Here is a 14,002-nt window from a genome sequence, read left to right as displayed (position 1 = left end):
CTTTTTGGTGTTTGAAAAAGGGAGTCGCTGTAAAAGCGAAACCATAAGCCGCCGTTACCGCAGCAATGGATATGTACTCCCCAAACAACTTCGACGTGGCATCGATCAACGTTGGCAGAGGCACCGATGAAGGTCGGCTCTATCACCGATACCACCGACCACTCAATAAACATCCCGCAAATAACGCTTCTGCTCACTCATCTGCCGCCAGTAGTCAGCGGCGCCTTGCGAGTCCAGTCCACCGTGTTGCTGGGCGACCTGGCGCAAGGCCTGGTCGACGTCCTTGGCCATGCAGCTGGCGTCTCCACAGATGTACAACCGGGCGCCGTCCTGCAGCCAGCGCCAGAGTTCGGCGCCTTGTTCGCGGATGCGGTCCTGCACGTAGATTTTCTCGGCCTGGTCACGGGAAAACGCCAGGCTCAGGTGCGTCAGCAGGCCATCGTGCTGCATGCCTTGCAGTTCGTCGCGGTAGTAGAAGTCGCTGGCGGCGTGCTGTTCACCGAAGAACAGCCAGTTCTTGCCCTGGTCGCCCCGCGCCCGGCGCTCCTGCAGGAAGGCGCGGAAGGGCGCGACCCCGGTGCCGGGGCCGATCATGATCATCGGCACATCACCTTCGTTCGGCACGCGAAAGTGTCTGGCTGGCTGGACGAAAACCGGTACCTCGGCGTCCTGCGCGCGGTCGGCGAGGAAGGTCGAGGATACGCCCTTGCGCTTGCCGTAGCGCACCGCCGCCACGGTGAGATGGACTTCCCGTGGATGCGCCTTGGCGCTCGAAGCGATGGAATACAGGCGCGGCTGCAAGCGCTTGAAGGTGCCCAGGAGCTCGCTCGCCGAGCAGTCCAGTGGATATTCCTGCAGCACGTCCGCCAGTTGCCGGCCCCACAACCATTCTTTCAACTGAGCCTTATGCTCAGTGCCCAGCAACTGTTTCAAACCGGGATTGGCGCTGCGTTCGGCGATGAAAGCCAGGGTGTCGCTGTTGGGCCGAGCGATTTCGAAGTGTTCGGTCAGTGCCTGACGTAACGACACCTCGGCGCATTGATCGACGCTCACCGCCGTCTCGCCATTTAACCGGGTCAAGTCGAGCAACTCGTCGACCAGTTCCGGACAATTGCGCGGATGGACGCCCAGCGCGTCACCCGCCTCATAACCCAGTCCAGAATCCGCCAGGTCCAGGGAAAACATGCGGGTTTCCTTGTGCGGGCTCTGGCGGTTCAGGTGAAGATTGGCCAGCAGCCGCGAAGCATGGGGCTTGGCCTTGCCGGGTGTCTGGGCAGCGCTGGCGGCAGTGTGGCTATGCGCGACGACCACAGCTTCGGGCCTGAGGGTCTTCTGCAATTGCGCCAGCCAGGTATCGGCGCGCTCCTCGAATTCGGTGTCGCAATCGACCCGTTCCAGCAGGCGGGTGGCGCCCAGTTCCTGCAGGCGCTGATCGAGCTGTTTGCCGTGCTGGCAGAATCGGTCGTAGGCCGGGTCACCCAGGGCCAGCACGGCAAAGCGCAATGACTCCAGACGCGTCTGGGCGGTGCTGAGGGTGTGCCAGAAACCTTCGCCATTGTCCGGCGGATCGCCATCGCCGAAGGTGCTGCTGATCAAGGCCAGATTCTGCGTGCTGGCCAACTTGCTGGCGGGGAAGTCGGCCATCGCGCTCAGCTCCACGGCGAAGCCGTCATCGCGCAGGCGCGCGGCCAGGCGCTCGGCCAGGGTTTCGGCATTGCCGGTTTGCGACGCCCAGAGCAAGGTCACCGCGAGGGCATTTTCTGCAACGGCGGGCGCCAAAGTTGCAGCCTGATCAGCTACACCCGCATCAACCCGACTGAACAATCCGCCCAGGAGTCCGTCCAGCCACAGACGAGTCTCGGTGGCCAACGGCGCGCTGGGCGGCAGCACCGGCACCCCAGCCGCCTGGCGCCCTGCTGGCGATTGCAGGCCACTGAGAAAACCGGCGAGGTAGGTGCGTTCACTGTCGTTCAATGGCGGGGAGGGCAGGCAACGGATGCCCGCGAGATCGGCAAAGGTCTCGATGCTCGACATGGCGAGTTCCTCTGGTAAGGGGGATGAGTCGACGGTGGCAGGCGCTGGCGTTTGCAGGAACTGATGGTCGATCAGTTCGACACGTTGCAGGGCGACCGCACAGAATTTGAATTCGGGCTGCTGCGAGATCGGGTCGACGGCATCGTTGGTCACGGCATTGATCGCCAGGTTCTCGCCAAACACATCGCTCCAGTGAAAAGGCGCAAAACAGTTGCCCTGGCGCACGCGGTCGCTCACCACCGCCGGAAGCACGGCCCGACCTCGCACCGAACGTACCTCGACCGGGTCCTTGTCCTTGATGCCCAGGGCGCTGGCATCCTCGGGATGGATCTCGACGAAGGGGCCCGGATTGAGCTTGTTCAGGGTCGCCACCTTGCCGGTCTTGGTCAGGGTGTGCCACTGATGCTGCAAGCGCCCGGTGTTGAGCACGAAGGGAAAGGTTTCATCGGGCATTTCCGCTGGCGCCATGTGCGGACGGGCGAGAAAGATGCCTTTGCCGCGCTCGGTGGGGAAGACGATCGTCGGCTGGCTGCCGTCGGCTTCGACCCTGAGTGCCTGACTCTCGCCATTGTTGAGGTAGCGAATCGGATTGCGATCCGCCGCGCTAGCGCTGGCGCAGGGCCATTGCAAAGGTTTGTTGCGCAGGCGCGGGTAGCTGGCGCCGCGAATGTCATAGCCGGTCTTGGGGTTCCAGGCGCGCTTGATCTCTTCGAACACCGCGTCGGCAGTGCTGTAGGTGAACGCCGCGGCGAAGCCCATCTCGCAGGCCACCCGCGCGATGATCTGCCAGTCGGGCAGCGTCTCGCCCGGGGGCTCCACGGCTTTTTGCATCAGCGTCAGGTTGCGCTCGGAGTTGATCATAACGCCCTCGGCCTCGGCCCAGAGCGCGCCGGGCAGCAGGATGTCGGCGTAACGGTTGGTCTCGGTGTCGAGGTAGGCGTCCTGGGTGATGACCAGCTCTGCCGCCTGCAGGCCGTCGATCACTTTCTGGCGGTTGGGGCCTGACGCCACCGGGTTGGTGCAGATGATCCAGCAGGCCTTGATTCGTCCTGCGCTCATGTCTTCGAACATCGACACGGTGCCGCCACCGGCGCTGCGCGGCAAGCGGTCGCGGGGGATGCTCCACAAATCTTCGATGAACGCGCGGTCCGCCTCCACCAGCATGGAACGCTGGCCGGGTAGGCCTGGCCCCATATAGCCCATCTCACGGCCACCCATGGCGTTCGGTTGCCCGGTCAGGGAAAACGGCCCGCTGCCCGGCCGGCAAATTGCGCCGGTGGCCAGGTGCAGATTGCACAGGGCGTTGGTGTTCCAGGTGCCGTGGGTGCTCTGGTTCAACCCCATGGTCCAGCAGCTCATCCACTGCGCGGCCTCGCCGATCCATTGCGCGGCCTGGCGAATGTCCGCCTCGGGCAGACCGGTGAGGTGTGCGACCTTGGCCGGCGGATAGTCCTCGAGAAATTCCGGCATGGCCTCCCAGCCTTCGGTGAACGCCGCGATGAACGCCGGGTCGGTGTGACCGTTTTTCACCAGCAGATGCAGCAAGCCATTGAGCAATGCCAGGTCGGTGCCCGGCTTGATCGGCAGGAACAGGTCGGCTTTGTCCGCGGTGGCGCTGCGCCGTGGGTCGACCACGATCAACTTCGCTCCGGCCTTGACCCGGTCCATCATGCGCAGGAACAAAATCGGGTGACAGTCGGCCATGTTGGCGCCGATGACGAAAAACAGGTCCGCCTGGTCGAAGTCCTGATACGAGCCCGGAGGGCCATCAGAACCGAGGGAGAGCTTGTAGCCGCTGCCGGCGCTGGCCATGCACAGGCGGGAATTGGACTCTATGTTTGCGGTTCCAACAAAACCCTTGGCCAGTTTGTTGATCAGGTATTGGGCTTCCAGCGACATTTGCCCGGACACGTAGAACGACAATGCATCGGGGCCGTGGCGATCGAGGGTGTCGCGCAGTCGGTTGGCCGTCTCGCTGATGGCTTTATCCATGGCAATGCGCACCGGATCGCGGCGGCGTTCCTGGCGCAGGTAGGCGTGTTCCATCCGGCCCGACTCGGCGATGGCCTGGCCGCAGGTGGTGCCCTTGGTGCAGAGCCTGCCGGCGTTGCTCGGGTGCTCCTTGTCGCCGCTGACCTTGACCACGCGGTTGTTTTCGACCTGCATGACGATGCCGCAGCCCACACCACAATAGGGACATACACTGCGTACGGTTTTGCTTGTCATCCTCGTCCCTCGAATCTTTTGCCGGCCGTTGCCGATGCCGGAAACAAAAAAGGCGCCATGCGGCCCACCGTCAGAAAAAACGGGGGACACACGGCGCCTTTGTCGTATGCATGCAATCAGCGTTGACTGCAGGGTTGAGGTGTTCCTAGCAAGTCACGCGCCAGAAATGCCCTTGAGGTCGCGATCGTTGTCGATACGCAGGCGGGCGGGGCTGCGAGCGCACGGCTTTGCCGGATGAAAAGCGCGGTCTTGTGCGGATCGTCGGCGAGGGGAGTGCAGGAGGGAATCGTTGAACAGCGGTTCAAATGAACGGTGCGCACCGGTTGCCTGCACTTTTATAAAGCGCCATGTGCACCCAAGTGCACCAGTCGGTGGCGGTGGCGGGACTGGCGCCTGTTCCGCTCCAGTCCCAACCGCATTATCACTTGCCCAGCGGTGGCGTGCGCGGTGGAATCAAGCGCTTCGAACCACAGGCCTCGAACGCCGACGCCAGGCGCAGCAGGCTCGAGTCGTCATAGGCGCGACCGGCAAAGGTCAGCCCCACGGGCATGCCGATATCCGGCATGACCCCCATCGGCACGGTGACCGTCGGCACACCCAGGTGACGTATCGCGAGGTTGCCGTTGGCCACCCAGACACCGTTGCTCCAGGCGATGTCCGCCGCTGCCGGATCAACGTCGGCATTGGCCGGGCCGACGTCGGCGACCGTCGGGAAAATCACTGCATCGAGCCCCAGCCCATCCATCCACTGCTCAAGATCGATCTGGCGGGTCTGTTCCAGGCCGCGCAGGCCATCAGGCACCGTCGGGATCTGGTCCCACGGGGTAATGCCGCGCTCGGCCATGCGCACGTACTCGTCCATGCCGGCGGCCAGGTCGCCTTCGCGGTTGGGCAAGGTGCCCGGGTCGTGCGGGAAAATCAGTGGCCCGTCGACATCCACCAGACGGTTCAATTTCGGATCGCCGTTGGCCTGCAGGAAATCGTCGAACGCCCAGGCCGTCAGGTCCCACAGCTCGTGATGCAGGAATTCCTTGGACACGATCCCGCGATTGAACACGGTTGGTGCACCGGGGCGATCGCCTTCACAGTTGGAGACGAGGGGAAAATCGACCTCGACGACTTCGGCGCCGGCGGCCTGCAAGGCCTGGCGTGCCTGTTCCCAGAGCCCGATCACCGAAGGCCGGGTGTGGATGCGCTGCCCGGTCGGGCCGCCGATGCCAGGGGCTTCACTGGTGCCGGCTTCAGGGTCGGCGTTGATGTACATGCGTGGTACGCCCAGACGCTTGCCGGCCAGTGCCGCGGCATTGGCGGCCAGGTCCTGGTAAGACGCGGGGCGGACCGAGGCGACGGGCGGAATCGGCACCCAGGGTTGCATGCGCCACAGGTCGCCGCGGGTGTCGGGGTCCTCGGCCACCACCACGTCAAGCACCTCGAGCAGGTCGGCCATGGTCCTGGCAAACGGCACGACGACGTCCATGGTCGGCGTCAACGGCCAGTTGCCGCGCACCGAGATCACGCCGCGTGACGGCGTGTAGGCACACAAGCCATTGTTGGACGCAGGGCCGCGACCGCTCGACCAGGTTTCTTCAGCCAGGCCGAAGGCGGCAAAACTCGCGGCGGTGGCCGTCCCTGCGCCGTTCGAAGAGCCCGAGGCGAAGGGGGCGGTGAGGTAGTCGGCGTTGTACGGGCTTTCTGCGCGGCCGTACACGCCACGCTGCATGCCGCCGTTGGCCATTGGCGGCATATTGGTCTTGCCCAGGCAGATGGCACCGCCAGCACGCAAGCGCTCAACGGTGAATGCATCGCGATAGGCGATCAGGTCTTTGAAAGCCGGACTGCCGGAGGCGGCGGTGAGCCCCTTGACCAGATAACTGTCCTTGGCCGTATAGGGGATGCCATCGAGCGGGCCCAGCGTTTGGCCCTTGGCTCGACGGGCATCGCTGGCCTGTGCCTCTTTCAAGGCGTCGGGGTTGCGCACCACCACCGCGTTGAGCGCGGTGGGCGTCTGGGGCGTGTCGTAGGCATCGATCCTGGCCAGATAAGCCTGGACCAGCTCAACGGCAGTGGTCTGGCCGGATTCGAGCGCAGCGCGCAGTTGGGCAATGGAAACTTCGGTGACTTCGATCATGCGGTGACTGCCGAGTGTTGATGGGGGATGCGCTGAGTGAGGCATCCGGGTACGCCCGTCATGTTAGCACCGCGCTCGTCGAAGTCAGCGATCGACTTGAAGACGCAGGCGCTGGTTCACCGGATTGAAACAGGTGCGCAAATGGTCGATGACTTGGTCGATCGAAGGCCCTTCAATGGCCGGTAGTTGCGAGTTCTCGCCAAATTCACGCCAGATGAACAGGGTCATTTCAGCGCCATCGGTCAGTGTACGCGCGGCGGCGCTGGTGCCGAAGTTTTCCAGCAGCCGGTAGCGCTCATCCTCCCAGAACTGGTCCTCGACCCACTGGTAGACCGGTATGTAATGAAAATGGATGGGGAAGCGTGGGTCATGGCCGAAGCGGCTGATATAGAGCCACTTGGGCTTCAACTCCGCTTGCAGGGTTTTCTGGATGCTGGCGAGCAGCACGCCCATCTCCACCAGGGCCTGCTCGGGCAGGTCGGACAGCGAATTGGCGTTGTGCCGGGTGCCCAGCACCAGATAGCCGGGGAGCGCCGAAGACATATGGTGGTTGAGGATCCAGTGGGCGGTTTCATGAATGATGAAACGGGGTGCGATGTCCATGGGTCTATGTCCGTTGGCGAAACTGCCGAAGGGGGCGAGTGGGGTGGCCACGATCGATTCTAAATCCAGCATTGCGCGGTGCGATACGCTTTTTGCGCCGAGTCCATGAGCAGGGCCCAAAGGGTTTATGGCACTGTGCCCTTCAGGTATTGGCAATGTAGGGGTAAACATTGCTCGCGACCACTGGACAAGGGTGTAGCAGGGTAATGCTTTGGTATGAGGCGGGCAGGGGCCGCCAGCCGAGCATGGCAACGGGTTTCACAGGTTCAGCTCGATCACATGGGCGGCATTGAATCGAGCATTTTCATTGACGCCCTCTTTGGCATAGCCACGGGCATTGCAGATGACCCGGGTGTCGCCGATCCGGTAATCGAAGCTGCCATGGGTATGGCCATGCAGCCAAAGCGCGGGCTGCCACGCCTCGATCCGCTCCTGCAGGTCTGAGACGAAACTTGCGTTGATCGGCGAATCGGCGAAAGCCGGGCTGATGCTCAACCGGGTCGGCGCGAAATGCGAGATCACTACCGTGGGGATGCCGGGGTCGGCGGCAAAACATTCTTCCAGCCAGGCGACCGTCTGCATGAACAGCATCTGGGAAAGGGCCGGCGTGAACAGGTCTGGGAAGTCAGGCGCAACCTTGATGCGGCTGAAGTCGCGGATCAGCCGGGTGGCCATGTCGATACCCTGCGCCCGATCTTCCGCTCGATCGAAGAGACGGTAGTCTGACCACAGGGTACAGCCCAGGAAGCGTACGCCGTGATGAACGTATGCGGTGCGTTCCAGGACGTGGATCGGAGTGCCTTGCGACAACCTGTGCAACTGCTCGTAGGTAGAGCTCAGGTCACTGCCATAAAATTCGTGATTGCCCGCCACGTACAACACCGGGGCCGGGCTTGACCTGGCCCAGTCGATGGCCGCGGCCGGTCGGGAAATGTCACCGGCCAGGACCACGATATCGGCCTCCACAGCCGGGAATGGCATGGCGTCTACGGACAAGTGGATATCGGAAAGCAAGGCGATGCGCATGGAACGGTTCCTGGCAGGATTGAACGTCGTCGGCTGGTTACTTGAGAGGATGACGCACCAGAATCGATTCGTCGATCCGGTCGATGGCGGTGACGCCTGTCAAGGTCATCGCCACGCGCATTTCCTTGGCGAAAATATCCAGCATGTTTTCCACCCCGCGTTGACCGTCGGCCGCTAACGCATAGGCCATGGAGCGTCCCAGGAGTACCCCCTTTGCTCCCAGGGCCAACATGCGCACCACGTCCAGTCCCGAGCGGATCCCCGAGTCGACCAGCACCTTGAGGTCATCGCCGACCGCTTGCATGATAGGCGGCAAGGCTTGGGCCGTGGAGAGCACACCGTCCAGCTGGCGGCCGCCGTGGTTGGAGACGACAATGCCGTCCGCGCCAAAACTCACCGCATCCCTGGCGTCCTCGGGGTCGAGAATTCCCTTGATGATCATCGGGCCCTTCCAGAAATCGCGAATCCACTCCAGGTCGCTCCAGCTGATCGAGGGATCGAAGTTGTTGGCCAGCCAGCCGATGTAGTCCTCGAGCGTAACCGCCTTGCCCAGATACTTCGAGACATTACCCAGGTCATGCGGGCGGCCCAGCAGGCCGACATTGAAGGCCCAGTCGGGTCGGGTCATGGCCTGCAGCATGCGCCGGGACGATGCGTAGGGACCGGACATGCCCGAGTGGGCATCGCGATAGCGGGCACCGGGCGTGGGCATATCGACCGTAAACACCAGGTTCTGCACGCCGGCAGCCTTGGCGCGCTCCAGCGCATTTCTCATGAAGCCCCGGTCCTTGAGGACATACAACTGAAACCAGATCGGCTGTTGAGTGTTGGCGCAGACTTCTTCGATCGAGCATACCGAGACAGTGGACAGGCACAACGGGATGCCTTTTTTCTCGGCGGCCTTGACCGCCTGCACCTCTCCCCGACGGGCAAACATGCCCGTCAGGCCTACCGGCGCCAACACGATGGGCATCGACAGTGGTTGATCGAACAGGGTGGTTTGCAGGCTCAATGCTTCGACGTTCTTGAGGATACGTTGGCGCAGGCTGACCTGCGTCAGGTCGGCGCTGTTGGCCCTCAGCGTATGCTCGGCATAGGCTCCGCCATCGATGTAGTCGAACAAAAAACGCGGCAGCTTGCGACGCGCTGCCTCGCGATAGTCGGATGCGGACGAAATGATCATAGGGCCGATGCCTCGGGCTGATGAGGGACGGTGACGTCTGTCGAGCGTGAAGGCAGATTAGCCCATGCAATCGCATCCCTGCAGAAAATGCCGTTCAAACCTTTTGTGGCTGCAACATGGACGAAACATAACGCGCCTATGATCCGGCTCAACCAAAACTCAGGGAACGACCCATGAATCGGCCATCAAGAAGCCTGCGCAAACTGCTCGACGCCGTCGCCACCAACAATGAAGGCGCGGCGTTGGATGTGATGCGTGCAGCTGAACAGCTCAAGGACGAAGTGTTGCGCCAACGCTTGCTCAACCTGATTCATCGGCTCAATCAGGACGCCACCGACTTGCGGATTGCGCGGGATGAGATTCAGGGGGGCAGGATCAAGTTGGCGTGAGGGGACAGCCGATCCAGGCCCGTCACTGATTCTTCGCGTTGGCCAGGAAATAGGCGACCAGCGCGTTGGCGTGGCCATGCCCCAAGCCGTGCTCGGTCTTGAGCCAGGCGACCATTTCCATGTGCTTCTTGCTGCTGACGGTCTTGAGCAGATCAAACCAGTGGGTGACCGGGTGCCCGTACTTTTTTTCGATTGAAGGGAAGTACGAGGCGGGTCCTTTCGTTTTTGTCTCTTCAGTCACGTTCAAAACTCCTTTTTTGCCGGGTTATCAGGGGATGTGCCGAGCGCTCTGCAAAGTCGGGGTAATGCTCCCAACGCAGCGCCGGTAACGTTACTTTTTAGCCTGCACTGAAGCTGCCGTCCACTTCTGGCACAAAGTGGGTCCTGCCCTGATAGCCGATGATTGTCTTTCAGGTGTACATATCCATTCCTGCGGTAACGGCCACCTATGGTTTCGCCGTCACGGCGACAAGCCTGTAGGAGCGAGCATGCTCGCGATGGAGGTCAACGATGACGCGGGGAGCCTGACACCCCGCGGTGCTCTCAGGTTTTTCGTCGGAACGCCGCCCGGAGCATGCTCGCTCCTACAGGGCCCGCCGCACTGCGCAGAACCGGAACGAAGCCTCTCGACGGGGTAAGCCGGCTCCTACAAATGCATGTCAAACGCCGTATGATGCTGGCTTCATTGTCGATAAGGACGTCGCCATGTCACCAAACAAGGCTTGCCCCGTCATCCTCTCGAGTACTGCCGGGCCCCGCATCCTTCTGTTTCGCCATCCGCTGGCAGGCGTGCAACTGGTCAAAGGCACCATCGAGTCAGGTGAAACACCCGCCGAAGCCGCGCTTCGTGAGTTGAGCGAGGAGGCAGGAATAGACGATGCCTCGATTGTCAGTGACCTGGGTTGCTGGAACGCCGGACAGACGGTCACGCTCGGGCCTCAAGCACTGGAGAGTTGATGCATGAACGCATTCAGAATTCGCGAGCTGAAAAGTACGGATACGGACGCCTTGCTGGCCTTCGAAATCCACAACCGTGCATGGTTCGAATCGCATATTGATGCGCGCGACCCTTCTTTTTACTCATCGCAAGGCGTCGCCGAACATATCGAAGGCTACTTGTCCGGTTTTGCCATCGGCACCTGGCATCCGTTTGTTATTGAGGACGGCAGCGGAACAATTGTAGGGCGGGCAAACTTGAAAGACATAAACCCATCGACTGGTTGTGCGGAGGTGGGCTATCGGATCGGTCGCGACGCGTGCGGGCAGGGCCTGGCGACACAGGCGCTCAGGCATCTGATCGAGCAAGCGCAGGCGCGTTGGCAACTGACGCAACTGGTGGCTTATGTATTCAAGGAAAATGTGGGCTCAAAAAAAGTACTGTCCCGGTGCGGATTCGTGCTTGAACAACCCCGCAGCAACGAAGAACCGGAAGTCGAATGCCGATTCGTCCGCGCGCTTGTTCCAGACACTAATGCACAGTGATCGCCCAGGTGATGAAACCTGCAATGGCCGTGGTACAGGTCAAGGCGATAAGAAAAAGAACGTCGACCAGTTTTTCCAGGAAATGATTGCGGTTCACGTTGCTGGTACGCAATGCCCAGTAGGACAGCCGCGTGGTAATCAAATGCAGGATGGCGTTCATCGCGAGAAAGTCATCACCCAGGGAGTCTTCACTTCTCAGCGTGGTAACCACCTGGAAAATACCGATCACCGTAATGCATACGCCCACCATGGCCGCCGAAGCAGTAAAGACATGCGCAGATATCGTGCTCGGGTTTTTCGCGAGCGTGCTCGCTCCTACTGGAATCGCGGCAAACGCATTTACAGCGATCTTGCCCGGGCCCCTGTAGGAGCAAGCTTGCTCGCGATGGTCGTCAACGATGACGCAGGAAACCTGATGCCCCGCGGCGCTTGGTCCAATGGCTGGAGGATAAGTTGGATTGGCACGCGAGCCCCGGAGTTTCATACGCGAACCGCGCAATGCAATCCTCAGAAATCAAAGCGGTTCGTTGCTGGCAAAGGTCAGATCGACCAACCGTATGCTGTCGCGTCCGCCACGCTTGGACTGGTAGAGCGCCGCATCGCCTTGCTCGATCAATGCCGCGAGGCTGGCTGGTGGATGGTCGAACAGGTTGGCGCCGATGCTCAGGGTTACCGCTTGCGGTGTGGCGAACGCTTGCGCGGCAGCGTGGTGGAACTGCTCACGCAGCGCGCTGCCCAGCCCGACGATTTGCTCATGCGATGCGTTGCCCAGCAGGATCACGAATTCATCACCGCCCAGCCGCGCCGCCAGTGCGCCTTCAGGCAGGACCGAACGGATCATCTCGCTCAGTGTGACGAGCAGGCGGTCGCCAGCCATATGGCCATAGAGGTCGTTGACCTGTTTGAAATTGTCGATATCGATCAACAGCAAGGCACCGGGTCTTGCCGTGGAGACGTTATCGAGCAGGCGCGCTGCTCGCACTTCTAGGGCGCGGCGGTTGTACAGGGCGGTCAACGGATCACGGGCGGCCAGCCGGGCGATGCGTTTCTCACGCCTGTAGCGTTCGGTACCGGTCATGGACAGGGCGATCAGCATGATCGCCATCGCGCCTTCGACCAGGGAAATCTGAATGATCTCGCCACGAAACGCGGCAAGGTCGATCAGCGTGCCGGGAACGATGGCGGTAATTGACTTGGCAAGATAGAACAACCCATGGGCCAACAGCACATAGCGCAGTTGCACCGCCCCCACGCTCAACGACTTGCCATGGGGACGCAAAAGGAAACTGGCCCTGAGTGTCACCAGGGCGACCAGCAGCGAATTGGCCAGCAGCATGGCCTTCGACCACGACGGCTCGTCCGGCAACAACAGCAAGGCCACCCAGGCGACGAAGATCAGGTACCAGGCACGCGACAGCCGCGTCTGCGTGAAGCGCGCGACGCCCAGCAGAAAACACCAGTGGGCCACCACCAGCAGGCCATTGGCGAACCAGATGCCAACCAGCAAAAGGCCGGCCCCGCGCAGCAAGGCGAGGGTCGACCCCAGGGTGATGGTGGCGAACCCCGCGCTCCAGAACAGCAGCGAGGGTTCGCGAATGCTCCGCCATTCGATCGCCAGGTACAGCGCGGCGGCGGCTGCGAGGGCGGTCGAAATCGTCAACATCGTGGGAGGGTCGAGCGCCATAACCTGTAGAACCTTTCTGATCTGCGGTGAAAGGCGTGATTGTAAAGGCTGGGGCGGTTTTTCGCAGATTTCAGCGCATTGAAAAGTGAAGCCAGATCAGCGCGCCTGCCAATCGCGCATCCATTGCAACCCCTCGCTGGTGTTGCCGCGCGGCCGGTACTCGCAACCCACCCAACCGTTGTAGCCCAGTTGGTCGATGAGCTCGAACAGGTAGGGATAATTCAACTCGTTGTGCAGGTCCGGTTCGTGACGATCCGGCACTCCCGCGATCTGGATATGGCCGATGCCGGCGAAATCCCGGCGCAGCTTCGTCGCCACGTCCCCCTCTACGATCTGACAATGGTAGATGTCGAACTGGACCTTGAGATTGGCCATGCCGACAGCTTTGCAGACGGCCTGGGCCTGATCCTGCTGGTTGAGGAAAAACCCCGGCATGTCGCGGGTGTTGATCGGCTCCAGCAACACAGTGACGCCGACCTTGGCCGCTTGCGTCGCCGCGTGGCTGAGGTTTTCCAGGTAAGTCGCGTGGTGTCGGGCACGGGCTGCTTCGCTCGCCAGCAGCCCGGCCATGACGTGGATGCGGTCATTGCCCAGGATCGCGGCATATTCCAGGGCCTGGTCGAAACCTTCGCGAAACTCCGCTTCACGGCCAGGCAAGGAGACGACGCCTCTTTCGCCTGCCGCCCAATTGCCGGGCGGGGCGTTGAACAGGGCCTGGACCAGGCCGTTGTCGTCCAGCCGCTGTTTAAGTTGTTGCGCGCTGTAGTCGTAGGGGAACAGGTATTCCACCGCCTGGAATCCATCGGCAGCGGCCGCGGCGAAGCGGTCGAGAAAATCGTGTTCCGGGTAGAGCATGCTGAGGTTGGCAGCGAAACGAGGCATGGTGACTCCTGAAATTAAAATACCAGCGTAGGTTCAGTTAAGCGAAAAAGTCCTTGTAGATGCGTAATGCTGTTCACTTTAAGTTGGGTGCTGCAGGCGCATATTTGGATTGGGTGTATATCCATTGCTGCGGTAACGGCCACCTAGGGTTTCGCCCATGCGGCGAGTCACCTGGAAAACCTGTAGGAGTCAGCGGTGCGGCGATCCGACTTGCCGGCGAAGGCGTCCTGACGGCCAATGCGGATTTTGTTGACTGCGTACATATCCATTCCTGCGGTAACGGCCACCTATGGTTTCGCCCTTACGGCGAGTCACTTGGAAAAGCCCCAAGTAACCAAGGGCTCTTGCCCCTGACGTTCGGTGCC

At 61.5% G+C, this 14,002-nt stretch carries 11 protein-coding genes and 1 pseudogene; 3 read left to right on the top strand and 9 right to left on the bottom strand.

The features are described 5' to 3' along the window. Positions 1 to 162 precede the first annotated feature (162 nt). From AC1Q8Q_RS31555 to lldD, 5 genes are all read right to left on the bottom strand, one after another. The gene (locus tag AC1Q8Q_RS31555; RefSeq protein WP_492615945.1) at positions 163 to 4,260 is read right to left on the bottom strand and encodes a bifunctional nitrate reductase/sulfite reductase flavoprotein subunit alpha; all 4,098 of its coding nucleotides are present in this window, start codon (positions 4,258 to 4,260) and stop codon (positions 163 to 165) included. A gap of 421 nt (positions 4,261 to 4,681) precedes the next feature. Beyond that, a complete protein-coding gene (locus AC1Q8Q_RS31550) occupies positions 4,682 to 6,388 on the bottom strand; it encodes an amidase (RefSeq protein WP_083348868.1) in 1,707 nt (568 codons plus the stop codon). A gap of 84 nt (positions 6,389 to 6,472) precedes the next feature. Continuing rightward, positions 6,473 to 6,991: a hypothetical protein gene (locus AC1Q8Q_RS31545; protein WP_020800054.1), complete on the bottom strand. Its 519-nt coding sequence runs from the start codon at positions 6,989 to 6,991 to the stop codon at positions 6,473 to 6,475. A 258-nt stretch (positions 6,992 to 7,249) separates the two neighbouring features. Then, positions 7,250 to 8,017, bottom strand: coding sequence for a metallophosphoesterase (locus AC1Q8Q_RS31540; RefSeq protein WP_168757897.1), 768 nt, complete (start codon positions 8,015 to 8,017; stop codon positions 7,250 to 7,252). A 37-nt stretch (positions 8,018 to 8,054) separates the two neighbouring features. Next, a complete protein-coding gene (gene lldD, locus AC1Q8Q_RS31535) occupies positions 8,055 to 9,200 on the bottom strand; it encodes an FMN-dependent L-lactate dehydrogenase LldD (protein ID WP_168757898.1) in 1,146 nt (381 codons plus the stop codon). Positions 9,201 to 9,373: 173 nt separating this feature from the next. Here lldD and AC1Q8Q_RS31530 point away from each other — a divergent pair, with 173 nt between their 5' ends. Beyond that, positions 9,374 to 9,589: a hypothetical protein gene (locus AC1Q8Q_RS31530; RefSeq protein WP_083348871.1), complete on the top strand. Its 216-nt coding sequence runs from the start codon at positions 9,374 to 9,376 to the stop codon at positions 9,587 to 9,589. 22 nt (positions 9,590 to 9,611) lie between these two features. Here the strand turns inward: AC1Q8Q_RS31530 and AC1Q8Q_RS31525 are convergent, their stop codons facing one another. Beyond that, entirely contained in the window at positions 9,612 to 9,830 is a 219-nt protein-coding gene (locus tag AC1Q8Q_RS31525; RefSeq protein WP_020800050.1) for a DUF4287 domain-containing protein, read from the bottom strand. 464 nt (positions 9,831 to 10,294) lie between these two features. Between AC1Q8Q_RS31525 and AC1Q8Q_RS31520 the strand changes: the two are divergent. Continuing rightward, positions 10,295 to 10,504: pseudogene (locus AC1Q8Q_RS31520) on the top strand (NUDIX domain-containing protein); the annotation flags it as partial. Between the two features lie 45 nt (positions 10,505 to 10,549). Beyond that, on the top strand, positions 10,550 to 11,071 hold the full coding sequence (locus AC1Q8Q_RS31515; protein ID WP_151142489.1) for a GNAT family N-acetyltransferase: 522 nt from the start codon (positions 10,550 to 10,552) through the stop codon (positions 11,069 to 11,071). Here the strand turns inward: AC1Q8Q_RS31515 and AC1Q8Q_RS31510 are convergent. The 3 genes from AC1Q8Q_RS31510 to otnI form a co-directional block, all read right to left on the bottom strand. After that, positions 11,058 to 11,555 (bottom strand): hypothetical protein, encoded by a 498-nt coding sequence (locus tag AC1Q8Q_RS31510; RefSeq protein ID WP_225441922.1) that lies wholly within the window; start codon positions 11,553 to 11,555, stop codon positions 11,058 to 11,060. The two genes, AC1Q8Q_RS31515 and AC1Q8Q_RS31510, sit on opposite strands and share 14 nt — an antisense overlap. Before the next feature lie 30 nt (positions 11,556 to 11,585). Then, a complete protein-coding gene (locus tag AC1Q8Q_RS31505; protein WP_151142487.1) occupies positions 11,586 to 12,755 on the bottom strand; it encodes a GGDEF domain-containing protein in 1,170 nt (389 codons plus the stop codon). Between the two features lie 96 nt (positions 12,756 to 12,851). Continuing rightward, positions 12,852 to 13,637 carry a 2-oxo-tetronate isomerase gene (gene otnI / locus AC1Q8Q_RS31500; protein ID WP_033044559.1) on the bottom strand — a complete coding sequence of 262 codons (786 nt, stop codon included), beginning with the start codon at positions 13,635 to 13,637 and terminating at the stop codon, positions 12,852 to 12,854. Positions 13,638 to 14,002: the final 365 nt, after the last annotated feature.

Source organism: Pseudomonas sp. GW823-FHT06B06 (assembly GCF_058795195.1).
This window is presented reverse-complemented; position numbering and strand designations above follow the sequence as displayed.

Excerpts from the sequence above, each read along its gene's own strand:
- AC1Q8Q_RS31555 (WP_492615945.1), bottom strand. The coding sequence starts at position 4,260 with ATGACAAGCAAAACCGTACGCAGTGTATGTCCCTATTGTGGTGTGGGC.
- AC1Q8Q_RS31550 (WP_083348868.1), bottom strand. The coding sequence starts at position 6,388 with ATGATCGAAGTCACCGAAGTTTCCATTGCCCAACTGCGCGCTGCGCTC.
- AC1Q8Q_RS31545 (WP_020800054.1), bottom strand. The coding sequence starts at position 6,991 with ATGGACATCGCACCCCGTTTCATCATTCATGAAACCGCCCACTGGATC.
- AC1Q8Q_RS31540 (WP_168757897.1), bottom strand. The coding sequence starts at position 8,017 with ATGCGCATCGCCTTGCTTTCCGATATCCACTTGTCCGTAGACGCCATG.
- lldD (WP_168757898.1), bottom strand. The coding sequence starts at position 9,200 with ATGATCATTTCGTCCGCATCCGACTATCGCGAGGCAGCGCGTCGCAAG.
- AC1Q8Q_RS31530 (WP_083348871.1), top strand. The coding sequence starts at position 9,374 with ATGAATCGGCCATCAAGAAGCCTGCGCAAACTGCTCGACGCCGTCGCC.
- AC1Q8Q_RS31515 (WP_151142489.1), top strand. The coding sequence starts at position 10,550 with ATGAACGCATTCAGAATTCGCGAGCTGAAAAGTACGGATACGGACGCC.
- AC1Q8Q_RS31510 (WP_225441922.1), bottom strand. The coding sequence starts at position 11,555 with ATGAAACTCCGGGGCTCGCGTGCCAATCCAACTTATCCTCCAGCCATT.
- AC1Q8Q_RS31505 (WP_151142487.1), bottom strand. The coding sequence starts at position 12,755 with ATGGCGCTCGACCCTCCCACGATGTTGACGATTTCGACCGCCCTCGCA.
- otnI (WP_033044559.1), bottom strand. The coding sequence starts at position 13,637 with ATGCCTCGTTTCGCTGCCAACCTCAGCATGCTCTACCCGGAACACGAT.